26 protein-coding genes and 1 rRNA gene are annotated in these 23,079 nt (G+C 57.9%); 15 read left to right on the forward strand and 12 right to left on the reverse strand.

The window, feature by feature from the left end; all coding sequences use genetic code 11:
- Positions 1–126: 126 nt before the first annotated feature.
- Both ETC00_RS18070 and ETC00_RS18075 read right to left on the reverse strand, forming a co-directional pair.
- Positions 127–1,407 carry a BaiN/RdsA family NAD(P)/FAD-dependent oxidoreductase gene (locus ETC00_RS18070; RefSeq protein WP_171567519.1) on the reverse strand — a complete coding sequence of 427 codons (1,281 nt, stop codon included), beginning with the start codon at positions 1,405–1,407 and terminating at the stop codon, positions 127–129.
- Between the two features lie 76 nt (positions 1,408–1,483).
- Positions 1,484–2,308 (reverse strand): GNAT family N-acetyltransferase, encoded by an 825-nt coding sequence (locus ETC00_RS18075; RefSeq protein ID WP_171567520.1) that lies wholly within the window; start codon positions 2,306–2,308, stop codon positions 1,484–1,486.
- Positions 2,309–2,457: 149 nt separating this feature from the next.
- Here ETC00_RS18075 and ETC00_RS18080 point away from each other — a divergent pair, with 149 nt between their 5' ends.
- Both ETC00_RS18080 and ETC00_RS18085 read left to right on the forward strand, forming a co-directional pair.
- Entirely contained in the window at positions 2,458–3,534 is a 1,077-nt protein-coding gene (locus ETC00_RS18080; protein WP_171567521.1) for a M42 family metallopeptidase, read from the forward strand.
- Positions 3,535–3,546: 12 nt separating this feature from the next.
- Positions 3,547–4,062: a hypothetical protein gene (locus ETC00_RS18085; protein ID WP_171567522.1), complete on the forward strand. Its 516-nt coding sequence runs from the start codon at positions 3,547–3,549 to the stop codon at positions 4,060–4,062.
- A 47-nt stretch (positions 4,063–4,109) separates the two neighbouring features.
- On the opposite strand, the gene ETC00_RS18090 is transcribed toward ETC00_RS18085, so the two are convergent.
- The 3 genes from ETC00_RS18090 to ETC00_RS18100 form a co-directional block, all read right to left on the reverse strand.
- Positions 4,110–5,381: an HD domain-containing phosphohydrolase gene (locus ETC00_RS18090; protein ID WP_171567523.1), complete on the reverse strand. Its 1,272-nt coding sequence runs from the start codon at positions 5,379–5,381 to the stop codon at positions 4,110–4,112.
- A 261-nt stretch (positions 5,382–5,642) separates the two neighbouring features.
- On the reverse strand, positions 5,643–5,780 hold the full coding sequence (locus ETC00_RS18095; RefSeq protein WP_171567524.1) for a hypothetical protein: 138 nt from the start codon (positions 5,778–5,780) through the stop codon (positions 5,643–5,645).
- Complete coding sequence (locus tag ETC00_RS18100) at positions 5,777–7,039, reverse strand: MFS transporter (protein ID WP_171567525.1); 1,263 nt, start codon at positions 7,037–7,039, stop codon at positions 5,777–5,779. The genes ETC00_RS18095 and ETC00_RS18100 overlap by 4 nt, the downstream gene beginning before the upstream one ends.
- A gap of 318 nt (positions 7,040–7,357) precedes the next feature.
- Here ETC00_RS18100 and ETC00_RS18105 point away from each other — a divergent pair, with 318 nt between their 5' ends.
- The 5 genes from ETC00_RS18105 (at position 7,358) to codY (ending at position 10,414) form a co-directional block, all read left to right on the forward strand.
- Positions 7,358–7,582, forward strand: a complete 225-nt coding sequence (locus tag ETC00_RS18105; RefSeq protein WP_171567526.1) for a hypothetical protein — start codon at positions 7,358–7,360, stop codon at positions 7,580–7,582.
- Positions 7,583–7,778: 196 nt separating this feature from the next.
- Positions 7,779–8,093, forward strand: coding sequence for a YtrH family sporulation protein (locus ETC00_RS18110; RefSeq protein ID WP_029098722.1), 315 nt, complete (start codon positions 7,779–7,781; stop codon positions 8,091–8,093).
- Complete coding sequence (locus ETC00_RS18115; protein ID WP_171567527.1) at positions 8,090–8,575, forward strand: sporulation membrane protein YtrI; 486 nt, start codon at positions 8,090–8,092, stop codon at positions 8,573–8,575. Before ETC00_RS18110 ends, ETC00_RS18115 begins: the two co-directional genes overlap by 4 nt.
- A 137-nt stretch (positions 8,576–8,712) precedes the next feature.
- Positions 8,713–9,489 (forward strand): sporulation protein, encoded by a 777-nt coding sequence (locus ETC00_RS18120; RefSeq protein ID WP_171567528.1) that lies wholly within the window; start codon positions 8,713–8,715, stop codon positions 9,487–9,489.
- A gap of 154 nt (positions 9,490–9,643) precedes the next feature.
- A complete protein-coding gene (gene codY, locus ETC00_RS18125; RefSeq protein WP_171567529.1) occupies positions 9,644–10,414 on the forward strand; it encodes a GTP-sensing pleiotropic transcriptional regulator CodY in 771 nt (256 codons plus the stop codon).
- Between the two features lie 84 nt (positions 10,415–10,498).
- Here the strand turns inward: codY and ETC00_RS18130 are convergent, their stop codons facing one another.
- Entirely contained in the window at positions 10,499–11,854 is a 1,356-nt protein-coding gene (locus tag ETC00_RS18130; protein WP_171567530.1) for an MFS transporter, read from the reverse strand.
- The gene (locus tag ETC00_RS18135) at positions 11,838–12,545 is read right to left on the reverse strand and encodes an ArsR/SmtB family transcription factor (RefSeq protein WP_171567531.1); all 708 of its coding nucleotides are present in this window, start codon (positions 12,543–12,545) and stop codon (positions 11,838–11,840) included. Before ETC00_RS18135 ends, ETC00_RS18130 begins: the two co-directional genes overlap by 17 nt.
- A 209-nt stretch (positions 12,546–12,754) precedes the next feature.
- Between ETC00_RS18135 and ETC00_RS18140 the strand changes: the two genes are divergently transcribed.
- Positions 12,755–14,110 (forward strand): MFS transporter, encoded by a 1,356-nt coding sequence (locus ETC00_RS18140; protein WP_171567532.1) that lies wholly within the window; start codon positions 12,755–12,757, stop codon positions 14,108–14,110.
- Here the strand turns inward: ETC00_RS18140 and ETC00_RS18145 are convergent.
- On the reverse strand, positions 14,042–14,821 hold the full coding sequence (locus ETC00_RS18145) for an SDR family NAD(P)-dependent oxidoreductase (protein WP_171567533.1): 780 nt from the start codon (positions 14,819–14,821) through the stop codon (positions 14,042–14,044). The genes ETC00_RS18140 and ETC00_RS18145 overlap by 69 nt on opposite strands.
- Positions 14,822–14,963: 142 nt before the next feature.
- Between ETC00_RS18145 and ETC00_RS18150 the strand changes: the two genes are divergently transcribed.
- Complete coding sequence (locus ETC00_RS18150) at positions 14,964–15,188, forward strand: DUF1540 domain-containing protein (protein WP_171567534.1); 225 nt, start codon at positions 14,964–14,966, stop codon at positions 15,186–15,188.
- A gap of 121 nt (positions 15,189–15,309) precedes the next feature.
- Here ETC00_RS18150 and ETC00_RS18155 read toward each other — a convergent pair whose 3' ends face one another.
- Positions 15,310–15,900: a 5' nucleotidase, NT5C type gene (locus tag ETC00_RS18155; RefSeq protein WP_171567535.1), complete on the reverse strand. Its 591-nt coding sequence runs from the start codon at positions 15,898–15,900 to the stop codon at positions 15,310–15,312.
- Positions 15,901–15,993: 93 nt separating this feature from the next.
- On the opposite strand from ETC00_RS18155, the gene ETC00_RS18160 reads away from it, so the two are divergent.
- On the forward strand, positions 15,994–16,593 hold the full coding sequence (locus tag ETC00_RS18160; protein ID WP_171567536.1) for a DUF456 domain-containing protein: 600 nt from the start codon (positions 15,994–15,996) through the stop codon (positions 16,591–16,593).
- 78 nt (positions 16,594–16,671) lie between these two features.
- Here the strand turns inward: ETC00_RS18160 and ETC00_RS18165 are convergent, their stop codons facing one another.
- The gene (locus tag ETC00_RS18165; protein WP_171567537.1) at positions 16,672–17,202 is read right to left on the reverse strand and encodes a DUF84 family protein; all 531 of its coding nucleotides are present in this window, start codon (positions 17,200–17,202) and stop codon (positions 16,672–16,674) included.
- A 118-nt stretch (positions 17,203–17,320) separates the two neighbouring features.
- On the opposite strand from ETC00_RS18165, the gene dapF reads away from it, so the two are divergent.
- Entirely contained in the window at positions 17,321–18,184 is an 864-nt protein-coding gene (gene dapF, locus ETC00_RS18170) for a diaminopimelate epimerase (RefSeq protein ID WP_171567538.1), read from the forward strand.
- 316 nt (positions 18,185–18,500) lie between these two features.
- Here dapF and ETC00_RS18175 read toward each other — a convergent pair whose 3' ends face one another.
- Entirely contained in the window at positions 18,501–18,647 is a 147-nt protein-coding gene (locus ETC00_RS18175; RefSeq protein WP_171567539.1) for a hypothetical protein, read from the reverse strand.
- A 274-nt stretch (positions 18,648–18,921) separates the two neighbouring features.
- On the opposite strand from ETC00_RS18175, the gene ETC00_RS18180 reads away from it, so the two are divergent.
- From ETC00_RS18180 to ETC00_RS18190, 3 genes are read left to right on the forward strand one after another with little or no spacing between them, the layout of a single operon-like run.
- Positions 18,922–20,073: a cysteine desulfurase family protein gene (locus tag ETC00_RS18180; RefSeq protein WP_171567540.1), complete on the forward strand. Its 1,152-nt coding sequence runs from the start codon at positions 18,922–18,924 to the stop codon at positions 20,071–20,073.
- An 18-nt stretch (positions 20,074–20,091) separates the two neighbouring features.
- On the forward strand, positions 20,092–21,291 hold the full coding sequence (gene thiI, locus ETC00_RS18185; RefSeq protein WP_171567541.1) for a tRNA uracil 4-sulfurtransferase ThiI: 1,200 nt from the start codon (positions 20,092–20,094) through the stop codon (positions 21,289–21,291).
- Positions 21,292–21,349: 58 nt separating this feature from the next.
- A complete protein-coding gene (locus tag ETC00_RS18190; protein WP_171567542.1) occupies positions 21,350–22,123 on the forward strand; it encodes a fumarylacetoacetate hydrolase family protein in 774 nt (257 codons plus the stop codon).
- Positions 22,124–22,204: 81 nt separating this feature from the next.
- On the opposite strand, the gene ETC00_RS18195 is transcribed toward ETC00_RS18190, so the two are convergent.
- A complete protein-coding gene (locus ETC00_RS18195; protein ID WP_171567543.1) occupies positions 22,205–22,489 on the reverse strand; it encodes a hypothetical protein in 285 nt (94 codons plus the stop codon).
- A 387-nt stretch (positions 22,490–22,876) separates the two neighbouring features.
- Here ETC00_RS18195 and ETC00_RS18200 point away from each other — a divergent pair.
- Positions 22,877–23,079 (forward strand): 16S ribosomal RNA (locus ETC00_RS18200); the annotation flags it as partial.

The following is a 23,079-nucleotide window of genomic DNA, read 5'->3' on the forward strand; positions in this document are numbered from 1 at the left end:
AACAAGGGCTGATGAGTTTGATACAGCGATATTTCACACTTCGTCAAGCTTGGTGAACCGCCGTATACCGGTCGGTACGTACGGTGGTGTGAGAGGACGGGGGTTAACCACCCCCTCCTACTCGATTTATGTCAGTCCCAACGCCATCCGTGCGCTGTGGGTGCCGGCCACGAAGCCGGAGGAGAAGGCGATGGTGATGTTGTATCCGCCGGTGTGGGCGTGCACGTCCATCACTTCGCCGGCAAAAAACAGTCCGGCCATTCGCTTTGACTGCATGGTGCGGGGATCAATCTCCTTGACGCTGACCCCGCCTCCCGTAATGAACGCCTCTTCGAGCGACAGGGTGCCGGTCACGGTCAGAGGCACCCCCTTGATCAGCCGGGCCAAGTCCAGCGACTGCTGTTTGCTCACATGGTGTCCGGTGCGATCCTCCGGGATGGAGGCCATTGCCAGCAGCAGGGGAATCATCCGTTCAGGCAAATAGCCCTTCAGCACGTTTTTTACCGCTTTTTTCGGCTGGTTCTCCAGGAAACGCCAGATGTCCGCAGCTACCTCGTCAAGGTGCTTCGCCGGCATCAGGTCGATGGTGAGCAGCAGCGGCGTGTCGCCCTGCTTCCGTTTCGTCACCGAGACGTAGTGGCCCATGCGCAGGGCAGCCGGCCCCGATATGCCAAAGTGGGTGAAAATCATGTCGCCCACCTGGGTCGTTACCTTTTTGCCTTTGGCGTCGTAAAGGGTCAATGCCACATCGCGCAGCGACAGCCCCTGAAGCGATTTGTCCCGGATGTACGGATCACTGGCCACCAGCGGCACTTCCGTTGGGTACAGTTCGGTGACCGTATGCCCCGCTTCCCGCGCCCAGGCATATCCGTCTCCAGTGGAACCGGTTTGCGGAACAGAGCATCCCCCGACGGCGATCACCACACAAGGGGCGTGCAGCCGCTCACCGCTTCGGAGCTGTACCCCTATCGTGCGACCGTCCGCGTACAGGACCCGCTCCACCGGACTGTTCAGGCGAATCTCCACCCCCTGCCGCTTCATTCGCTCGATCAGCGCATGCGCCACGGTAATCGCCTTGTCCGTGACGGGAAACATCCGGCCATGGTCTTCTTCCTTCAGGGCGACGCCCATCTCTTCAAAGAAGCGGATGATCTCCCGATTGCCAAACTGGGCAAACGCGCTGTACATGAATCGGCCATTGCCCGGCATCTGCTTGATCAGCTCGTCCATGTCCTTGGCGTTGGTCACGTTGCAGCGTCCGCCGCCGGAGATGATCAGCTTGCGTCCCAGCTTTTCGCCTTTTTCCACCAGGCAGACCCGCGCTCCTTCGCCGGAAGCGGCGATCGCAGCCATCAGCCCGGCCGGTCCGCCGCCGATGACGATCACATCGTATTCGCTTGCCTTCATGTCTTCTCGTCCTTTTTCGTTGTAATACATGCATCCCCCATTGTACCACAGCAAGAGGACGAGCGCTTTCGTCCGTTCAGCTCCGCAGAATGTCCTCCACCGGCCGCTTCTCCAGGACGTAGCGGACGATCGACTGATCCCGCAGAAGATCGGTCACCACATAGCCCTGCTCAAAGTAATGGGTAAACAGTGCGCGGGTCGCTTCCCGCCAGGCTGCAGCCGCGCCCATGTCTGCCTGTTTGACCGCCTGAAAATGAGCGGGGACTGACAGCAGCAGCCGCTCGTCGGAACGGTTCAGCCGGATGTCCCGCGGGCGGGGCAGCTCGCTGCTCAGGTCGCAGCACAGCACCTCCGGAACGGCGGCCGTGTCGGAGCGTTCAGGCTTACCTGTGCGGTGACGCTCCACCCGATCGCTGGCGATAAACCACTCAACCAAAAAGCGGTCAGTCGGCAGTCCCCGGTTCAGGTCGTCGTTCAGTTCGCCGTAACAGTTGGGGAGATAACGGCGGACGATGCCGCCCAGCTTGGCGATGTTCAGATAGCCGTTCACCGTCTCCAGCGGGTCGTACGTCCAGGTGATCTTGGGGTATCCGGCCTGAAGGGCTTCTTCCCGCTGCATCCATTTCATCCGGACGCCCAACCCCTGCTGGCGGTACTCGGGCAAAAATCCCAGCATGTGCGAGCACAGGTGCAGTTCACCGTCCGTATAACCGGGAAAGCTGTACAAAAAGCCGATCATCCGGTCACCGTCGTAGGCGCCGAGAAAGAGGCCGCCAAACTTGGCGACGGTCAGCGTCATGTGCAGCGGAATCACGGATGAACCGCTCCAGATGGTGCCTTCCAACGCTTCCAGTGCATGCAGCTCCTCTTTGTCCGTCAATTTGCGAATCGTTATTGTCATGGCGTATATCCTCCATCCGTGTGTTTGTAAATCCATTCGGGGCGGATGCTCGTATTCCTGCCCGGAGCGGCGGTTGCATCCCGCTCCCCCCTTGGCTGATAATAATAGGGACGCGGTTTTGCCGCGTACAGGAGGAGGTTTTGGCCGGAATGAATCAGTTTCAGCTTGAGCTGTGGAAGAGATTGACCGAAGCGCCGGGAGTTTCCGGTTTTGAAGCGCCCGTGCGAACCGTTATGCGGGAGTACATATCGAGGTATACGCAGGAAATCGTCTGCGATAATCTGGGGAGCTTGTTCGGCGTGATGCGCGGGGATGAAAACGGGCCCCGCATCATGGCGGCGGGTCACTTGGACGAAGTGGGCTTTATGGTGACGCGGATATCGGACAAGGGATTCCTCTCGTTTCAAACCGTTGGCGGCTGGTGGGGACAGGTCCTGCTGGCCCAGCGGGTGCAGGTCCTGACTCCTGCCGGTGCGATCGACGGGGTGATCAGCTCCATCCCGCCGCACGTGCTGAGCGATGATCAGCGCAATCGGCCGATGGACGTTCGCAACATGTACATCGACATCGGCGTGGATTCACGCCAGGAGGCGGAGCAGCTGGGCGTCCGGCCGGGGCAGCCGGTGGTGCCGGTCTGTCCGTTTACCGTAATGGCAAATCCGAAGCGGCTGATGGCCAAAGCGTGGGACAACCGCTACGGCTGCAGCCTTGCAGTAGAGCTGGCCAAGGAGCTGCACGACTGCCCCAGCCACCCCAACGTGGTCTACGTGGGGGCCACGGTACAGGAAGAATTGGCGGGCGCCCGCGGAGCCAAGACGGCGGCGGCCGTAATCGAACCGGATCTGTTCCTGGCATTGGATGCGAGTCCGGCCGGCGACATCCCCGGCGTCAGGGAAGAGGGCGGAAAATTGGGCGGCGGCGTGCTGATGCGGCTGTACGACCCGGTCTTTATCCTGCAGCCGGGGCTGCGCGACTTTTTGATTGCGATTTGCGAAGAGGAGAACATCCCCTACCAGTTCTATGTCGCCAAAGGGGGCACGGACGCCGGACCGGTTCAGTACCACGGCCAGGGCGTGCCTTCCGCTGTGATCGGCATCCCGGCCCGCTATATTCACAGCCATGCGGCCATCATCGACCGGGACGACTACGAAGCGGCCAAGCGCCTGCTGTTTGCTGCCGTGCGCAAGCTGGACCGGGCGGCGCTGGACGCAATCAAGCCGCGCTAGGGGGAATGTGGCGTGAACGCTGTGACGTTTTACACCCGGCGTCAGGGCGAAGAGACGTCGTTTGAGTACAACTTCTACGACAACGGCTTTTCGCCGAGCAATCTGGCCGTCCGCAAAGTGCTGATGGCGATGCTGGAGAGCGTCCACCATCGCTTGACCCACCTGGAAGTGGAGTACAACGACGGCATGCTGGCCGACAAGGTGGGAGCGCGCCGGGCGGGTGAACTGCTCCGGTTTTTGGGGGCGTCCAAAACGAACATGAAAGAAACCTACAGCGGGAATGTGGTGGTCAGCCGCGTGTTTCGCGCCCCGCTGACGCCTGAGCGCTATGACTACTTTCACACCCTCCAGGATGTATCCCAGTTGTCCCACTACCGGCTGCAGGAGCAGGAGAAGGATCGGATTGTCTTTTACTTCACCCGTTATCTGCAGTTGATCGCGCCGCAACAGGAAGCGGAACGCTTTGCCGAGCGTCTGGATGCGTACGGCCTGCCGTACAGATGGGTGCCCATCGACAGGGGAGAGTGAAAAACAAACAGCCATGTTGCTCCAAGTGGAAAAGCAGCATGGCTGTTTTATAGCGGAATGCCCGATTTCCGATGGTAAGACGGCTGGGCCAGGGCGATTTCACGGTCGTCAAATCGGTCGAGCAAAAGCTGGTTGGCCCGTGAGATGTGATGGGCGTGATAGAACGTCTCTTCCGTCACGCTTTGAAAAAAGGCGTCCACCACTTGGGGACAAAACTGCGTGCCCGTGTTGCGGATGATTTCGTCGCACGCTTTGGAAAAGGAGAGCCCTTTCCGATAGGCGCGAGACGAGGTCATCGCGTCGAACGCGTCGGCGACAGCGGAGATCCGGGCGACGAGCGGAATGTCATGTCCCTTCAATCCATCGGGGTACCCTTTCCCGTCAAAGCGCTCGTGATGGTGACGGGTGATGACGAGAATCGTCTCGATCTGCTCTGAATCCTGCGTCCCGGCCTGGACAAACAGTTTGCGCAGCAGCGCTTCCCCGCGCACCGGATGGGCTTTGATGATCTCGTATTCTTCGTCCGTGAGCCGCCCCGGTTTCAGCAGTATGCTGTCCTCGATACCGATTTTGCCGATGTCGTGCAGCAGTCCGCCGGTGTACACCGTATCCAGCATCGCTTCGTCCATGCCCATCTGCTTGCCGATGACGCGCATGTAATAGGCGACCCGCTGGGAGTGGCCCGAGGTGTAGGCATCCCGCTCCTCCAGGGCGACTGCCAGCGACTTCAGGATGCTCTGGTTGGCTTCGGCCAGCTGTTCGCCGCGCCGCTTGGAGTTCAGCAGCAGCTTTTCCTGCCGCTGGGTCAGGTAGATCAGGATTGCCGTGATCAGGTAGTTGCCGGCCACCAGCATAATCAGCATCGCTTTGAAGATGGAAAATTGCTGATAAAATCGCTCTTCCGACGTCACAATGCCGACGTACCAGTCCCACTGCGGAAAGTAGCGGACGACGGAAATTCTGCTCTCGGGAGAAGCGCCGTCCGGGGGCTGCCACTGAAACGAGAGGTGGTGCTTACCTTCGTTCAGCACTTCCCGGATGAGATGATGCCCTTCCGGAGTGGGAAGCGTGTTCAGGTTTTGCCCTTCCCAATCGGCATGAATCGTCAGAATTCCTTGGGAGTTGAATGCAAACAGGCTTACTCCCTCACCCATCGTCAAGCGGGCAGCGCTGCTGTCGCGCGTGCCGTCAGGACGTTTGGGGCCGGCGAAGAATTCCTTCATTCGCTCTTCAGCTTCCGTGATGGTAAGGGAGCCTTCCTCGACCCGAGCGTTCACCAAGGAAAGGATCTGGAAAACAGTATCCAACTGCCTGTCCATCGCTTGCACTCCGTTTGTGTAGTACTGCAGTCGTGCTTGTGAGTACCCGAGGTACACGACGCAGGTAAACAGAATGGGCAGGAGCATGAGGAACCAGGGGTAAAGGCGCGTTTGGGTTGCAAATTTTAGAGGCAAGGCGCGACGTCCTTTCCGCATTTTGGTATTCTTCTCCCTCATAATAGGGCAAATCGACATAACCTTCAATAAATTCCCCGAATGTTGTCGAAAAATAGTGAAGGAGTGGTCGAACCACTCCTTCCGCTATGTCGAGGGGCGATTAGGCCCTTCCAGCTTCTTGTCCCCGTAGCCGGGGTTGTCGTTTTGCGTGGATGCAGGTTGGACGTTGCGCTCGGACCGTACGTCCTGATTGTTGGAAACGCGTTTTTCCGGCAGCTTCACGTCTTGCTTCCCTCCTTTCTGCCCGTTATGTGCAGCTCTCCCTGTGCGTCTGGCACTCTGCCCCGCTTGTGGCGCGGCATGGCGTACAGGGCAAACAGGCCGAGAATGGCCGCCAGCAGCACCGTTGTCAGCGCGTAGGCGATCCAGGGGTACGGACTGGCTACTCCGCCCAGCCGTTCCACCAGGGTGCCGCCGATGCTGGTGCCGAGTGCCGTCCCGATCCCGGAGACGAAGTTGGCCACACCGAAATAGGCGTTCAGCCAGTTCTCCTTGGCAAAATAACCGACCAGGCTGTCCAGGACGGGCAAAAACATCATTTCCCCAAGAATAAACAGCACGGCAGACGCGCTGAGTGTGGCGAATTGCCGGGCAAAGCCGATCCCGAACAACCCGGCGCCCAACAGCGCAATCCCCGCCACGAGCGCCAGATATGGATTGATCCGCGCCAGCACGAAGCGGGAGATAACACCTTGCAGCAGCACGACGCTGACGGAGTTGATGGTCCAGATCAGGCCAATCAGGGTCGAAGTGGAAAGCACGTGTTCGCCGCGCAGAGGGAGCACCAGGGCAAACTGGGCATAAAACGCCCAGATGAGCAGCGAGATGCCGGAGAACATCAGGAAACTGCGATGGCGCAGGATCTGCAGATATTCCGGCAGCGGCGTCCGGCGGCAGTCCGGACCGACGCATCGGTCGTTGGGCAGCGTCAGCCGCGTGATGACGGCCAGTGTGGCAAACACCAGCGAGGAGAGCAAAAAGGGCGTTCGTCCAAGGGCGGTCAACCAGGTGATGGTCAGCCCGGCGACAATAATCCCCAGATGGGCAAAAATGCCCCGCCAGGAAAAGGCGACAGTCCGCTCCTCCTCTGACACGGCGTCAGCAATCGTGGCCTTGATCGCCGGAGCGAGCAGCCCGACGCCCAGACCGTTTACGCCCGAAAACACGAGAAACTGCCAAAACGCCTGGCCAACGTGATAGCCGAGCATCGCCAGCCCCTGCAGCAGCGCGCCCGCTATCATGATGGAACGTCTGCCAAAGCGATCGGACAGAGGTCCCCCGAGAAGACTGGCCGCCTGATAGGCAATGCTTCCCGCCCCGAGAACCAGTCCGACCTGTGTAAGGGACAAGGTTCGCACGTTTTGCAGGAAGACGGGAAACACGGGGATGATCAGATAGGCGGCCACGTGCATGAAAAAAACCAGCGCCAAGAGCAGCGTGTAGGTTTTGTTTCGCCGGAGCGATTCCGTTCCCAAAATCATGGCGCCGCCTCCTTGTGACACAGTCTCTCCGATAGTATGGATGAACGCTGGCAAGAACTATGCACCTCTTTCAGCCGTTGGGCGAAAGCGGAAAATCGCAGTCAACAGGCGGCCGTCCAATCCATCCGGCTTTTTGCGACATATACCTAATACTGTATACGGCCATGGGCCGAACGTACGGCACACGGGTACAGGCTGGAGCAACGAGGAGGGACAGAATGAGAACATTATTCAAACACGAAGGATTTGAAGTCATCATCTGGATCCTGGTGATTATCTTTCTTCTCTCCATTTTCTTTGACGAAGGGATAGAGTAGGATGAGCGCATATCGCCCAATCAGCCGATTAAACCGTTACTACAAAACCAACAAGGGCTTCAGGGCTTGGGTACAGGCCAATGAACGGTGGTTCAAGGAAAATCCGGAAGTGTTCCAGCAGCTTCTGCACAATCCGAACATGGTTCACCTGTTCATGAACCTGATGGTCATGCAGGCGCCGCGCATCCAACGCAGGCTGGGCCGGATGAGACGAAAAAAAAGATGAAACGCACGGCATGTCAGCGACGGCATGCCGTGTGTTTTTGGGCAGGGACGAGCCGTGCCTGTGCGTTTGTCCCGGGAAATGGCGAGCCCTCCGGCAGTTTGGCATGTCCCCGTACTAGCCCCGGTGTTTTCTTCATATTTGCCTGACAAGCGGCGTAGGGATAAGCATACGCTGCCTTGTCGGGAGGAATGAAGGCATGTCTCAGGTGATACTTACCTTTTTTATCGCGTACGGGATCGTCGTTGGCGGGTCCCTTTCCGGCGGATTGGGCTATTTTCTGGCGGCAGAAAAACCGCCGCTCTGGTCGATGAAGGAACTGGCGGACCAGTTGAAGATCTGGGGGCTGGTGGGCGCTCTGGGCGGCACGTTTGACTCCTTTTTACAGATTGAAAAAATCCTCGTGGGCCACTTTCACCCCGTGGTAAAACAGTTGGTGATGATCGTGGTGGCGTTTCTCGGCGCCCATATGGGCACGATCACCGTCCAATGGCTGTGGCAGGTGCGTTCATGAGTGCAAGTCTGTGGAAGCGGTACGTCGCCCTGCTGGTGTTGGGCGCCATGTTGGGGGGGACGGGGGTGCTGCTGGTATACGGTCGGGAAATGGAACAGATGCTGGTCCTGAACCAGAGTTTGCAAATGTTGACGGAAAAATTGCGGGAAGAGAACGAGGCGCTGAGGCAGACCCAGCGGGTGTCCCGCAAAAAGCAGGACGTGGTGATCGAGGAGATCCGCGTGGTCGTGCTGGAGCCGAAGCCGCACCCGACGATCGAGGTACAGGTGGCGCGCCATTTGGAAAAAGACCTCGCCTCCCTGAAGGGCAAAAAAGTAGAGCAGGTGGCCGGCGTGCACGAGGTGCTGCATGAAATGCTCAGGAGAAGGGAGTACGTGGTGGACGACGAGGGCACGATAGCCGAGGTGCGGGTGAAAACGGTGGCAATCAGCCGCGATCTGTTTCTGTTTGTTACAGTGGAAACGAAGCGGGAGGGGACCTGACGGCAAACAGACGAAATTGTCAAAAAAATACAGTCTCCGCATGAAACTTTCTGCTGCACGACCCGTATAACCAAACTGAAACTCCGGCGGACGCGAACCGCAGCGGAGCAAACGGAACCAAAGGAGAGAATGAAGCGATGTCGATGTTCAAAAAGCTGCTGGCCAGCGTTGGGATCGGCTCCGCGCAGGTTGACGCCCGGCTGGAGCAGGATTCCCTCATGCCTGGCGACATGGTGAGAGGGGAAATCCACATAGCGGGCGGTGACGTGGCCCAGGAGATCGACGACATCTACATGTACGTCGTCACCCACTACGAACGGGAAGTAAACGACAGCAAGGTAAAAGAGGAGTGCATCCTGGTCAAGCACAGACTGTCCGAGCGCTTTACACTGCTGCCCAAAGAGCGAAGAGTGCTGCCGTTTGCCTTCCAACTGCCGTATGAGACGCCGCTGACGATTGGACGGCAGCCGGTCTATCTGCGGACCGGGCTGGACATCAAGAACGCCATTGACCCGGCTGATTCCGACTTCATCGAGGTTCGTCCGCATCCCTTGATGGCAAAGGTGTTGGACGCCATTCAACGGATCGGGTTCCAACTGTACAAAGTGGACTGCGAGTACAATCGCTACCTGGGTCGCCGCTATCCGTTCGTGCAGGAATTTGAATTCCGTCCGATCGGCCCGTACCGCAGCCGTCTGGAAGAATTGGAAGCCGTCTTTCACCTTCGCGATGGAGAGCTGGAAGTGCTGCTGGAACTGGATAAACGGGCGCGCGGTCTGCTGGGCGCTCTTGAGGAAGCGTTCAACCTGGATGAGCGCTATGCCCGCTTCCGCCTGACTGAGGCCGATCTGAACCGGCCGACTGATATGATCGCCGATCAGATAGAGGAAATCATTCGCCGCAACATACGCTAAGCACGGAAAAAACTGTCTGGCAAATTCTGCTCAGGCAGTATTTTTTTTGCCCTGCGCCTGTTCTTTTATTGTCTATTTTTTGATTTGCACGTATGAGCCGGGATTTTTCAGACAATACTGAGACCACAGAGAACCGCAAGGAGGAAAAAAAGGAATGAATTTACTGGAGAAAACGAGAAAGATTAATGTGATGCTGCAAAAAACGATGGGAGGCAGCGGAGTCGGCTACCACGACCTGGCCCGACTTTTGTCCGACGTCATCGACGCCAACGTCTACATCATCACTGCCGACGGCTCCATCATCGGCAGCGGACTGCAGCAGGATTTTGCCGTCGGTGAGCAGACGAAAGACTTGCTTCCTGCCGGCTATCATCAGCGGCTGCTGGAGGTAAGCCAATCACTGGCCAACGAACCGGTGCAAAGCCCCTACAGCATGGTGACACCCGACTTGGTGTCGCTTTTCCCGCAGATGATGACCACCATCGTGCCGATCAACGCCGGAGGCAGCCGCCTCGGCACACTCGTCCTGCTGCGGGCGTACGGCCAATTTGAGACGGAGGATCTGATCCTGGCGGAAATCGGCGCCACCGTCATCGGCATGAAAATTGTCCGCCAGCGCACGGAGCAGATCGAAAGCGAGGTGCGCGACAAAACCTTTGCCAAAATTGCGCTCTCGTCCCTGTCGTACAGCGAGCAGATCGCTATCGAGAAAATCATGGAACAGCTCGATGCCAAGGAAGGGCTGCTCGTCGCCAGCCAACTGGCTGATCAGGCCGGCCTGACCCGCTCCGTCATCGTCAACGCGCTCAGAAAACTGGCCAGCGCGGGCGTGCTGGAGTCCCGCTCGCTCGGCATGAAAGGCACCTATATTAAAGTGTTGAACGACAAGTTTCCGGATGAACTGGCGAAATGGAAGACGTCGTAACACGCGGCGGCGCCTGCTTTCCGCAGGGAAGGGCGCGCATGACTGACTGCTTCGCCTTCAAAAAGGAAAACACACCCGCAGGCGTTACAGCGCTGCGGGTGTTTGTTCGTTGCGGCTGCCGTCGCCAGGTTGGTGCGGCTGCGGCGAGTCGGTCGTTTCCGCCGCCGTCCGGCCGGACCAGAGCGGATGCTCCTCCATTTGGCGAAACGACCGGAACAAAAGCAGGCTGAGGCCGACCGTCCCGAGTGACAGACCGCCGATCAAAAGCAGTGTGTCCGGAGCGGCCCACCTGCGCTCCAGGAGAACAGAGCAAAGCGCGTAGCTGACCGGGCCCAGACCGACCGACATCAGTGTAAGCAGCGACATCACCCTGCCCAACTTGGCGTCGGGAACGATCGTCTGTATGTAGGTGATCAGCGGAATGTTGGTCATGCTCATCGCCATGCCGACGGCGAACAGCATCGCCAGCCCAAACGCCAATTGATGCATGAACGAGACGGCGGCGATGCCTGCCCCCATCAGACCGACTATCAGGGGCAGGAACTTGTAGCGCCCGCGGAATCCGCCGCACAAGGCAGTGATGACGCCGCCGGCGATGGTGCCCACGCCGAGAGCCGAACTGAGCGAGCTGTAGGCGCTGACGTCCCAGCCGAGATGCTTGACCAAAAGGGGCAGCCCCATGTTGACCGGACCGGAAAACATCATGTTGAGCACCAGGGACGTCCCGAAGATGATCGTCAGGATCGGGATGGAAAAGGTGAAGCGGATGCCTTCCCAGACGTCGCGGAAGTAGGAAGGCCGAGATGCACGCTGGTGATCCGGTTCTGCCGAAGGCGCCGTTTGGACGGGCTGGAGCCGGAGCGTGAAGAGAATCAGCGTACCGGCGAAAAAGGCGGCAGCCATGATCAAAAACATCGGCGGGTACGGTACGGTGTATAGCAGCATGGCGGCGACCAGCGGACCGCATACCATGCTGAGCTGCTGCGAGATTTCCATCAGGCTGTTTGCTCCGGCCAACTGGTCGCGGCCGACCACAAACGGCAGAATGGAATTGCGCGCGGGCCAGAAAAAAGCGTCCACCGTGCCGAACAGGGCGGCCATCGCGTAGGCGGAGTAGGGAAGCAGTTGGTCATCGTCGTACATGAGCAGCAGGCCGAAGCCGGAGAGCACCATCCCCCGAGCCAGTATGGAACCGACCATGATCCGCTTGCGGCTGATCCTGTCGGCAGCCACTCCGCCCGCCAGCATAAACACAAGACGGGGAATGGACATGCAGATCAAGGTGGTGCCGAGCACCGTCTCCGAGCCGGTCACGTCCACGATAAACCAGGAAAGGGAGACGAAGAACGCACTGTCGGCCAGCGCCGAAATCAGGTTGCCGAACCAGAGTCGGACAAACTGGCTGTTTTTCCACAGTGCGCGTTTAGTTGTCTGGGTCATATTCCGTTTTCCTCCTGCCCATTTTCCTTACCGTTACATCGTCTGCATGCACGAATCCCTCGGGCAGCGATTCATCGTCAGCCACATAGATCTGCTCGTTGGTCATGAAGCCGACGCCGACGAAGTAAAACACTTCTCCCGTATCTTCCGCCTCCCCGGCCCTGATCCGCTGCAGGTGGCGTTCCTCCATCTCGTTCAATTCCGCAAGCAAGGCGTGATACTTTTTGATCCATGCCTTGATCTCGTCCCGCGGCGCCTTAACTTCCCCGTTGAAGGCGTAGAGCGGCGGCCGTTTTTCCTCTTCGGCAAAGAGCAGAAACGATTCGTCCGGCGCGTTGTACAGCCGCGTGATGCTGGTACGCAGGTGGTTGAGCATTACTTCTTGCTGTAAAAGGGTGTCCTCGCGCAGGGACGGCAGCAGGTCTTCGCTCACCTTGAAATCGAAGGCGACGGAACGGTAGAACTTCTGCACAATTCCGTTTTTCTCCTCGGTGCGGACCACGCGGACAAAGCCGTGTTGCTCCAACTCCTTTAGATGGTAATGAACCTTGGAAGGAGAGAGAGAAAGCATCCCGGCCAACTGTTTTCCCGTGTACGCGTCTTTGGTCAGCAGCGTGATCATTTCCAGGCGCAGCGCGTCACTAATGGCGCGGAGTTGTTCCAGACTTTCGATGACCATATAACGTTTCAAGAAATAATCACCCTCTTAAAATCATTTGAACATTACGGTATTATCGAAACGTTCAAATTTATTTGAACGAATTTTATCAAATAATCCTGCAAGTTTTCAACCGTGTATTTCGAATAGTGATGGAGTTCCTATTAATAAATATAATAATTGAAAAAGTTTAGAAAAATGGCTACAATAATGCTCAAATCGGAAAGAAAAGGAAGATTGGCGTGAAGGAACTGTGGAGGCAATCGTCGTTTCGCTGGTACTGGGTGGGACTGTTTTTGTCCGGCCTGGGCAATCAGTTTGGATGGATGGCCTTGACCTGGTTTGTGATGAACAAGACCGGTTCGTCTGCCGCCATGGGGGGTGTCGTCCTGGCATACAACATCCCCGCAGTGCTTGCCGGGCTGGTCGCCGGGGTTCTGCTGGATCGCTTTGACCGGCGGCAGCTGATCATGCTGGACAACGTGCTGCGCGGCCTGATCTTTTTCACGCTGGTGCTGCTGCTGCAGATGGAGGGGACGCCGCTGTGGCTGGTATACGTACTGATCGTCATCGCCGGGATGCTCTCACCCCTCAGCAGCGCGGGTGCCCAGACCCTGCTGCCCCGGCTGGTGACGGACAAATCCCTGCTGGTCAAGGCGAACGGTCTGATGGAAAGCCAGTGGCAGATTAACTATCTGTTCGGGCCCGCTGCGGCCGGGGTATTGATCGCCTGGATCGGGGCGGCCAACGTGCTGATTGTGGACGCCATCGGCTTTTTCCTCTGTGCCTTTTGTTTTTCCCGCCTGAAGCCGGCCGCGGGAGTGGACAGTTTCTCTGTCGAGCGGATGGACGAAAAAGAGGCAGAGGAGATCCAAGGGAAGGCGGCGGAAAGCAGCGGGAGTGTGGTCGCATTCGGTCCGTTCCCGCGTTCGCTGATCGCCGACATCCGCACCGGTTACTGTTACCTGCTGGGGCGCCGCCGCCTGTTGTGGCTTGTGCTGTTCACCTTTTTCTTCAACATGGCGTACGGCCCGGTGGAGGTGGGGCTGCCGCTGTACGCCAATAACGATCTGGAAGGCGGAGCAGTCTCGCTCGGACTGCTTTGGTCCGCCTTGGCGGCGGGGGCGCTGCTCGGGTCGATCCTGTTTTCCGCTGTTACCTGGAAACTCCCGACCGGCGTGACGCTGGCGGCCATCATCGGCGTGTGGGGGATCACGACGCTGCCGCTTGCCCTGTTTACCCGCGTCGAGGTGGCGATGCTGGCGATGGCGCTGGCCGGACTCAGTTTTTCACCCTACAACATCTTGTACCGCAGTCATCTGCAAAAACACGTGCCCGAAGAACTGCTGGGGCGGGTGCTGACCAGCGTCCGCACGATTACGGGGACGGGCATGCCTGCCGGGGCGGCTGCTGCCGGCTGGCTCATCCCCGTATGCGGAGTGCAGGGAATGTTCGGCGCTGCCTCCGTCGTCTGCGTGGTGACCGGTCTGCTCGCGTATGTGGCGCTGCGGCGGCTGGATGAGCCGGAGCTACTTCCGGTTCAGCAGGGGGGCGAGGAGGCGCTTCACGCCATGGGGCAGCATCGTGTAGAGCAGTGACAGGAGATGCAGCCGGAGGGGCATGGCCACTTCCGGCTGCTTTGCTTCCACAGCCCGGATGATTCGAGCCGCTGTCTGCTCCGGCGTCAGGAGATAGCGGCGGACTTTTTCCCGGTACGCGCCTGTCTGGTCTGCCCGCTGCAAAAACGGCGTGTCGATCGGTCCGGGCATGGCGCAGGTGACGTGGATGCCGCTGTCTGCCAACTCATGGCGCAGTCCCTCGCTCAGCCGGATCACGGCTGCTTTGCTGGCGGCGTACACGGCCGCTTTTGCCGTCGCCACCTGGCCGGCGAGCGACGCGATGTTTACGATGTGGCCGGAGCGGGCCGCAAGCATCATCGGCAAAAACGCGCGGATCACATACAGCGGACCGGCGATGTTGGTAGCCAGAATGGTTTCCAGCTGGTCTTGGCCCATCTCGGCCAGCGGAACGAATACGGCGGTGCCTGCGTTGTTGTAGAGAAGGTCGCAGCGGCCAAAGCGAAGCTGTACCCAGTCGGCAAAATGCTGCACGGCTTCGTTGGCGGTGACGTCGAGCTGATGGAGAAACAGGCGGTCGGACGCACCCAGACGTTCGTGCATCGCTGCCAGACTGTCCATGGATCGGCCGGTCGCGACCACGGTATCTCCTTTTGTCAGGTGAAGTCTCGTCAGTTCCTGCCCGAGACCGCCTGCTGCGCCGGTAATGACGACGATGCGCGGGTTGCTCATGAAACAGGTCTCCTTTCGCGAAACATGCCAGGAAGGCGGCAGTCATGGTTTTGCCGAACGGCGTGATGTCAAGGAAGCCTTAATTTGCGGGGGTATAAGCTGTATGTGCGTGGTAAAGGATAGCCTCTAGGAGGTGAGACACATGCCCATCGTAAAATGCAGCGTTTCCAACTGCGAATACTGGAGCGAAGGCAACAACTGTTCCGCCGAGATGATCATGGTGGAAATTGACAGTCACGCCCACGCAAATTTTAAGGAAGAGTTTGCCGGTGAGTACGGACACGACAGCCAGCACAAGGATCAGGTGAACGACTCCTCCCAAACCTGTTGTCACACGTTCAAACCGAAGAAAGACGAGAAAAAGTAAGGAAAAAAGACGTATCCCGTGCCGGGGATGCGTCTTTTTTCCATGTGCTGCAGGCTGCACTCTGTCCCATCGCCGCCGTCTCAGCGGGAACGGCACTCTCACCGTTGAGCGGGTGGCCGCTTTACGCGTTGGCCTTTTCCAGCGCCAGCTGCTCCACCAGGGTGTCCACCTGCTCCCAGGAGGTGACCCGTTGCACCAGACGGGGGAGCGTGCCCTGGTTGTACGGAGTGTCGAACAAAAAGACCGGGATGGAGAGGGCCTCAGCCAGCTGCAGCGCGTTTTCCAACCGGTCTTCCAAAAACAGGTCCACCTGCCACTTTCGGGCGGCGGCCAGCTTGTCGTGCGAACCGATCAAATCCATATGGTGGTACGGAATCTGATAGCGGGAGAACCACTTTGTGGTGACCTCCAGATGACGGGCTTCGCGGGCGCTGATGTACACCAGTTTGTGCCGCTTGTACCACTGGCGCAGCACCCGGTCGGCCGCGCCGTGGACAGGGGCGACGTCGTACAGGCGCTCGCCGTGCTTGTCCAGCCAGTCTGCAAAGATTTCGTCGCTGATCCCGTAGACCGTGGCCAGATTGTAATCAATACAGTCTTCGTATCGCAATTGTTTGCCAAAGCTTTCATTCATCAGAGGGACAATGCTGCTCGGCTCCGTGACAGTGCCGTCAATGTCGATGCCAATCGTTAGGGGGTTCTCTGGTTTCATCCTCTCGCCTCCAGTTTAAATTGTACACCCTCGGCAGAGAATAAGGCTACTTCCTTCATCACAATCCTTTTGAAAAAAGGGGCTGAGCATGGCATGGCGTACGATCGAGACGAGCGTGTGAATGCCGAGCAGAAGGAAGGAGAAAACGGCCTGACGGAGATGTTCGATCAGCGGGATACCGAGTTCGCCGACTCCTGGATGGGGGCTGTGTTGGATGAAAATGCCGCCCGTTCCCGAGGGAACATCCAGTATGATCCCTACTCCCAGACGGAACGTTACCTGGGAGAACAAAACGTGGACGCGGCAGGAGCCGATCTGACACAGCAGGCAGACCGGGAAGGGGAGAAACGGGGGGACAACCGCCAGGATGACTCCACCCTGAACGGGAACGACGTGGAAACGGCCGCGGAAATTGCCGAACCCGTCCGGAACACGCGCACCACTGACACGCGCACCACTGACGACGTCGACACGCAGGCAGACGGCGGAGCCAGCGGGATTGGTTGGACAGGATTGGGCTTGTCCATTCTGTCGCTGTTTCTGCTCCCGTATATCGTCGCTCCGATTGGCGTGGTGCTGGGATACCTGGCGTACCGGCGAAACGCTCGTACGCTCGGGGTCTGGGCGATGATCGTAGGGGCGATTGCCATTATTGGCGCGCTGATTATCTACCCGTATTACATCGCCCGATGACGGTGGCGCCTCGTCGAAAAAACCTCTCCGGTGACGGAGAGGTTTTTTCCTGTCTGATCGGTTCGGTCGTCTGGGGACTTATCGGTACAAAGCGGAGACGAACGGGGTGACGGCGGCGGTGACGGCGTCGCGAAACACCTCGGAGCGCCGGATTCGTCCTTCCGTCAACAATCCGTAAGCGCCGCCGCGCTGATTGGTTCCCGTGGTGCCGCTCCACTCGTCGATGATCGTCCGAAGCTCGATGCCTTCCTGTTTGATCCGTTCCACCGCCGAGTTTGGGATGGGAAAAAACAGTCCCTTGCCCAGGCAAAGCCGCCTGCCGTCCCAAGCGGCGCAGACGGAGAGCAGATACCATTGATTCGTGTACCGATCGTCAAACGTCAAGCCCCCTTCCAGCCCCAAGCCGATGTCGGCGTTCGGGACCCGGTCCAACACTGCTTTGGCCCGGTTGATCGCCCCTGTGATCGTCTCTTCCTCGGAAAGCGGCTGGGCGGAGACGCCGGACGGCACCGCCAGACAGATCGGTTCGGTTCCTGTCGCCAACGCGACTGCTGTCCGTTTCGCCTGATTGACTGTGCCCAGTGCGAAGCGCAGCGCGGACATATCCATGCCGCACACCTCCTGCTGCAGATTGGCTAGGGGTAGTATACCACTTCCCCACGTCCAGGGCTTCTGTGGTAAGATAAAGCGAGAAATACAATTTCGGAGCAAAAATGAGGGGCGAACCATGAAATTTACCAAAATGCACGGACTGGGCAACGACTACGTATACGTGGACTGTTTTTCCGAACCGCTGACGGGCGTGGATCTGCCGGAACTGGCACGGCGGGTCAGCGACCGCAACTTTGGCATCGGCAGTGACGGTTTGATTCTGATCATGCCCTCGGAGCAGGCTGACTTTCGCATGCGGGTCTTCAACAACGACGGCAGCGAAGCGAAAAACTGCGGCAACGGCCTGCGCTGCGTGAGCAAATACGTGTACGACCACGGATTGACGGACAAGACGTCGTTTTCCGTAGAAACGCTGGGCGGCATCGTCACTCCGTCCGTAACGGTGGGCGCCGACGGCAAGGTGGAGCTGGTGACCATTGACATGGGGGAACCGCAATTTGTCCGGTCGGCCATTCCCATGACCGGAGAGCCGGGGGAACGAGTGATCGGCCAGCCGCTCACCATCGACGGCCGCACGTTTACGATGACTGCCGTCTCGATGGGCAATCCTCACGCCGTGCTGATTGTCGATGAGCTGAACGAAGCGGACGTGGTGAAGTACGGACCGGTCATCGAGCGGCACGTGTGGTTCCCCGAGCGCACCAATGTGGAGTTCATTCAGGTGCTGAACCGGCAGGAAGTGCTGTTCCGCGTCTGGGAACGCGGTTCGGGAGTGACGCTCGCCTGCGGCACGGGAGCGTGTGCAGCGGCGGTGGCTGCCAGCCTCAGCGGCTTGACCGACCGGACTGTAACTGTACATCTGGCGGGCGGGGATTTGGTGGTCGAATGGCGGGAGAGCGACAACCGCGTGTACATGACCGGCCCTGCAACAGAGGTATATTCCGGCGTCTATCACGGTTCGCTTCCGTATACAGGCTGACTTAAAAAGCATAAATCGTTGGCCGAGGCCGTCCCTTTATTACATAGGGGACGGCTTTTTTGGCAAAGGAACAGCCGCACATGCGCATACTACGGAATAAAAGCTAAAGCGAGGTACTCTGATGGCGGCAAAGTTTGCATATGTAATCGCGACGATCGTCGGGTTGCTGATTCTGATCGGGTACGCATACTGGCGGAGCGTGAGGCGGTAAGGGGAAATCATTGACCGGGGCGAAGGCGTAAAAAAGCGTGGAAGTCGGCACAAACAGTCGTGCTTCTTCCACGCTGGCAGGTAAGGCTAAGGCAAAGGCAAAGGTTCACCCGTTGTACACCTCGTTCAGGTAGACCGTCACCGTTTCATCAGACTGCTTGCTGCCCAGCTTCGCCAATTCGGCACGCAGCCTTCTCAGTTCTGCCTCCATTTTGCGGATTTTCTCTTCCATCTCCATTGTCCGTGTTGTCATGGTGCTTCTCTCCTTCGCTTCTCGTTCTCTAAATTTATTGACTATTCTAACGAATGGACATTGCTGTGTAAAGAGCCCGCCTGCCAATGTAAGCGCTTGTGTTTGTGAACAATTTGTGAAGGTTTTTGCCGCTTTTTTCTCCCCGGCGTTGTTCCCCGCCGAAAAGTGGGAGAAAATAAGGGGAAGTATGCTCCCGGCTATATGTTGATCGGAACTGTCGTGTTATGATGAAAAGTAGACTTTGGGCGAACAGCCCTCAGGAAGGTGTGGACTGGTGATTTATTTGGACAACAGCGCCACGACTCGTCCTCATCCGCAGGTGGTTGAGGTGGTCAAACGGGCGATGGAGACCTACTATGGGAATCCGTCCTCGCTGCATCAAAAAGGGCTCGAAGCAGAGAACATCCTGAAGCAGGCACGCGCGGTAGCCGCCCGTTTCCTCGGGTGCAAACCGTCGGAAATCATCTTTACGTCCGGCGGCACCGAGAGCAACAACGCTGCGATCAAAGGTGTGGCCATGCAGTTTCAGAGCCGGGGAAGACATATCATTACGACGAGCGTGGAGCACCCTGCCGTCTATGATGTATGCAAGCAGTTGGAAGAGTTCGGTTTTTCCGTTACGTATTTGCCGGTTGACAGCGCGGGTCGTGTCTCTGTGGAAGACCTGAAACGGGCGATCCGGCCGGATACCATTCTCGTTTCCGTCATGCACGTAAACAACGAGTTGGGGACGGTGCAGCCCATCGCCGAGATCGGCGCCCTGCTGAAGCAGCACCCGAAAATTCTGTTCCACGTCGACGCCGTGCAAAGCGTCGGCAAACTGCCGATTCGCCTGAAGGAGTGGGGCATCGACCTGCTCAGCGTATCGGCCCATAAATTTTACGGACCGCGTGGCGTCGGCATCCTGTACAAACGGGAGGGATTGATTCTCCAGCCGCTGTTGATGGGCGGGGGGCAGGAGGGTGGTTTCCGCTCCGGAACGGAGAATCTGCCAGCCATCGCCGGCATGGCCAAAGCAATCCGATTGCTGGAAGAGATGGGGCCGGAAGAACCCGCCCGGCTGGCGTCCATCACCCAGGTGCTGCGGCAGGGATTGGCCGAGATTCCCGGATGCGTCGTCAACACGCCAAGCGAGGGAGCGGCCCCTCACATCGTCAACGTCTCGTTTCCCGGGATGAAGGCGGAAGTGCTGCTGCACGCGTTGGAGGAACGAGGCTACCTCGTTTCCACCAAATCAGCCTGCTCCTCCAAGGCAAACGAGCCCAGCCGGGTATTGATGGCTGCTCTGCAGGACAGGGAGCGGGCACTGTCGGCCATTCGCATCAGCGTGGGACGGGAGAACACCATTGAGGAGGCGCGGGCATTTGTTGCTGCCGCTTCTGAGTGTGTCGCCAGCATCCGTCCCCATATGAAAGCAAAAGCGTAACATGTAAAGGAGCAAACCATGAAGTACGATGTCATTTTGATTCGTTACGGCGAACTGGCGTTGAAAGGCCGGAATCGCGATTTGTTTGAAGCAGCCTTGGTGCAGAGCGTCAAAAGCGTGCTGCGCCCGTTTGCCAACATCAAGGTGCGCCGCAACTACGGCCGCATGTACGTGGAACTGCACGGAGAGGACGCCCATGCGGTGGTGGAGCGGCTGCGCCGTGTATTCGGCATCTCCTCCATCAGCCCCACCGTTCAGGTGGAGCCGGATGAACAGGCGATCAAGGCGAAGGCGTTGGAGCTGATCCGCCATCTGCAGCCGCAGCCGAAAACGTTTCGGGTGGAGACCCGCCGCGCGGACAAGCGTTTCCCGAAACAGTCGATGGAAGTAAGCCGCATGGTGGGAACGCATATTTTGCGCAACATTCCGGAAATCAAGGTGGATGTTCACCAACCGGAAGCAGTCGTGAACATTGAGATTCGCGCCGAGGGCACGTATATCAGTTGTGAGACGATTCCCGGTCCCGGCGGTCTGCCGGTCGGCTCCGGCGGCAAGGTGCTGCTCTTGCTCTCCGGCGGGATTGACAGCCCGGTTGCCGGCTGGAAGATGATGAAGCGGGGTGTCACTCTGGAAGCGATTCACTTCCACAGCTATCCGTTTACCAGCGAACGGGCCCTGCAAAAAGTCCGCGATCTGGCTCAAAAGCTGGCCCTCTGGGGCGGGACCGTGCGGCTGCACGTCGTTCCGTTTACGGAGATTCAGACGGCCATTCGCGAGAAGTGTCCGGAAGACTACCTGATCACCATCATGCGCCGATTCATGATGCGGATTGCCGAGCAGGTTGCCGCCAGAACCGGTGCCTTGGCGCTGGCGACCGGTGAAAGCCTGGGCCAGGTAGCGTCCCAGACGCTGGAGAGCATGAACACGATCAACAAGGTCGTCTCGATTCCGATTTTGCGTCCGCTGATCGGGATGGACAAGACAGAGATCACCGACATTGCCCGGCGGATTGATACGTACGAGCTGTCCATTTTGCCGTACGAAGACTGCTGCACCATTTTTACGCCGAAAAATCCGGTGACCCGGCCCAAACCGCATGTAGCAGAGCGGTTCGAGGAAAAACTGGACGTGGCGGCGTTGGTGGAGGACGCCGTAAACCGCACCGTAATCGAGGAAATTACGGCGGAGCCGCGGGAAGCGGCAACCGACCTGTTCTAAAGCTAAAGCGGCAAAAGACAGATATGAGCGACGGAATCAATCCAGGGAGGGGAAGCCCATGATCATCCGCTATGAACGAAACGGCAAGGTCAAGCATGGCTGGATGGTGGAATCGGAAAACAAGGTGCGGGTGATTGAAGGAGACATCTACAAAGTGAAAGCGGCCAAGCCCATCATGACGGGTCTGGAACTGCCGCTTGACGAGATCGTGCTGAAAACGCCCTGCACCCCGAGCAAAGTGGTCAGCATCGGTCTCAACTACCGGGACCGCGCGGAAGAGATGGGGATTCAACCTGCGGCGGAACCGGCGATTGCTGTGAAGCCTTCCGTTCAGCTGGCTGGACCGGACGAGTCGCTTGTGTTCCCAGGACGGCCTTACTCCCTTCAATTTGGAGGGGGACTGGCTGTCGTTATTAAAAAAGAGGCGCGTCACATCACTGCGGAAGAAGCCGACGAGTACATTCTCGGGTTTACCTGTGCGATTGACGTTGCCGGTGTGCAGCAGCACGGCGGGCAGCAGACGAAAACAGGGGAAACGGACTCGATTTGTGCATTGGGACCGGCGATCGCCGCCAAGCTGGATTACGCCGATTTGCGCATCGTGACCCGCGTCAATGGGGAGGTGCGGCAGGATTCCAGCACCAAGCAGATGATCTTCTCCATCCCTCGGTTGCTGGAGGCAGTATCCTCCGTCGTGACGCTGCTTCCGGGTGATGTAATGTTGACTGGTACGCCTGCGGGAGCGGGTGAACTGCACCCGGGAGACGAGATTTCCGTGACAGTGGAAGGTATCGGCACGCTGACGACACGCGTGTCAGTCGGCATGGATTAGGATTTGTATCAACACACCAAACAAGACCCCTTCACAGAGTGGGAGGGGTCTTCTTTTGCAGTGCCGGACGATTATGAGTGATTACAGCGGCTCCTCGTTCATTCCCGGTTCGTCGTGAACGGGATGGGCGCTCTCGTCTTGACGCGGGAGGTTTTGATGGAAATTGCGATATTCATAAGTGAAGTTGGAGATCGCATGCTGGCCTGGTTCCCATCCGGTCGCTTTGCCCAATTTGTCATTTGTGGCAGCGCCATACGGACCTTCGGGAAACTCTTCGGGGATGATTTCATTGCGCTGCGATTCCACCACGGAGAGTTCACTGTAACGCTGATTGTCGTATTCCTCATACGTTGGTTTGGGGGCCATGCCGCCACCCTCCTTTCTTGCGGAAACGTCCTACGGCTAGTGTGAAATAAAAAAGGAACCGATATTCGTTTTTTCTCTTGACCTGCGGTGGTAATTCATATATATTTAAAAACTGTTGTGAGCAATCAAGTCCACTTAAAAAGCTTACGTAAAAATTTTAAAAAACCCTTGACTCAGTGAATGGGTTTTTGTTATATTAAATCTTGTCGCCGCTGAGCGAGAAGGAAAATAAAAAAACTTCTTGCAATAGCGAAGATGAGTATGATATAATAAAAAAGTCGCGCTTGAGCGACTGGGATTAATGGATGTTCCTTGAAAACTGAACAGCGAACGCGTTGAACGAGCCTAGCAATTCTTTTCTTTGAAAGCTAACGATTCAACTCAACTTTATTGGAGAGTTTGATCCTGGCTCAGGACGAACGCTGGCGGCGTGCCTAATACATGCAAGTCGAGCGGACCTGAATGGAGCTTGCTCCAGACAGGTTAGCGGCGGACGGGTGAGTAACACGTAGGCAACCTGCCCGCAAGACCGGGATAACGTAGGGAAACTTACGCTAATACCGGATAGGGCACTCTATCGCATGAGAGAG

Origin of the sequence: Brevibacillus sp. MCWH (genome assembly GCF_013096935.1) — a bacterium.
GTDB classification, from domain to species: Bacteria; Bacillota; Bacilli; order Brevibacillales; family Brevibacillaceae; genus Brevibacillus; species Brevibacillus aydinogluensis.

Excerpts from the sequence above, each read along its gene's own strand:
- ETC00_RS18070 (WP_171567519.1), bottom strand. The coding sequence starts at position 1,407 with ATGAAGGCAAGCGAATACGATGTGATCGTCATCGGCGGCGGACCGGCC.
- ETC00_RS18075 (WP_171567520.1), bottom strand. The coding sequence starts at position 2,308 with ATGACAATAACGATTCGCAAATTGACGGACAAAGAGGAGCTGCATGCA.
- ETC00_RS18080 (WP_171567521.1), top strand. The coding sequence starts at position 2,458 with ATGAATCAGTTTCAGCTTGAGCTGTGGAAGAGATTGACCGAAGCGCCG.
- ETC00_RS18090 (WP_171567523.1), bottom strand. The coding sequence starts at position 5,381 with ATGGACAGGCAGTTGGATACTGTTTTCCAGATCCTTTCCTTGGTGAAC.
- ETC00_RS18100 (WP_171567525.1), bottom strand. The coding sequence starts at position 7,039 with ATGATTTTGGGAACGGAATCGCTCCGGCGAAACAAAACCTACACGCTG.
- ETC00_RS18105 (WP_171567526.1), top strand. The coding sequence starts at position 7,358 with ATGAGCGCATATCGCCCAATCAGCCGATTAAACCGTTACTACAAAACC.
- ETC00_RS18110 (WP_029098722.1), top strand. The coding sequence starts at position 7,779 with ATGTCTCAGGTGATACTTACCTTTTTTATCGCGTACGGGATCGTCGTT.
- ETC00_RS18115 (WP_171567527.1), top strand. The coding sequence starts at position 8,090 with ATGAGTGCAAGTCTGTGGAAGCGGTACGTCGCCCTGCTGGTGTTGGGC.
- ETC00_RS18120 (WP_171567528.1), top strand. The coding sequence starts at position 8,713 with ATGTCGATGTTCAAAAAGCTGCTGGCCAGCGTTGGGATCGGCTCCGCG.
- codY (WP_171567529.1), top strand. The coding sequence starts at position 9,644 with ATGAATTTACTGGAGAAAACGAGAAAGATTAATGTGATGCTGCAAAAA.
- ETC00_RS18130 (WP_171567530.1), bottom strand. The coding sequence starts at position 11,854 with ATGACCCAGACAACTAAACGCGCACTGTGGAAAAACAGCCAGTTTGTC.
- ETC00_RS18145 (WP_171567533.1), bottom strand. The coding sequence starts at position 14,821 with ATGAGCAACCCGCGCATCGTCGTCATTACCGGCGCAGCAGGCGGTCTC.
- ETC00_RS18150 (WP_171567534.1), top strand. The coding sequence starts at position 14,964 with ATGCCCATCGTAAAATGCAGCGTTTCCAACTGCGAATACTGGAGCGAA.
- ETC00_RS18155 (WP_171567535.1), bottom strand. The coding sequence starts at position 15,900 with ATGAAACCAGAGAACCCCCTAACGATTGGCATCGACATTGACGGCACT.
- ETC00_RS18160 (WP_171567536.1), top strand. The coding sequence starts at position 15,994 with ATGGCGTACGATCGAGACGAGCGTGTGAATGCCGAGCAGAAGGAAGGA.
- ETC00_RS18165 (WP_171567537.1), bottom strand. The coding sequence starts at position 17,202 with ATGGATATGTCCGCGCTGCGCTTCGCACTGGGCACAGTCAATCAGGCG.
- dapF (WP_171567538.1), top strand. The coding sequence starts at position 17,321 with ATGAAATTTACCAAAATGCACGGACTGGGCAACGACTACGTATACGTG.
- ETC00_RS18175 (WP_171567539.1), bottom strand. The coding sequence starts at position 18,647 with ATGACAACACGGACAATGGAGATGGAAGAGAAAATCCGCAAAATGGAG.
- thiI (WP_171567541.1), top strand. The coding sequence starts at position 20,092 with ATGAAGTACGATGTCATTTTGATTCGTTACGGCGAACTGGCGTTGAAA.
- ETC00_RS18190 (WP_171567542.1), top strand. The coding sequence starts at position 21,350 with ATGATCATCCGCTATGAACGAAACGGCAAGGTCAAGCATGGCTGGATG.
- ETC00_RS18195 (WP_171567543.1), bottom strand. The coding sequence starts at position 22,489 with ATGGCCCCCAAACCAACGTATGAGGAATACGACAATCAGCGTTACAGT.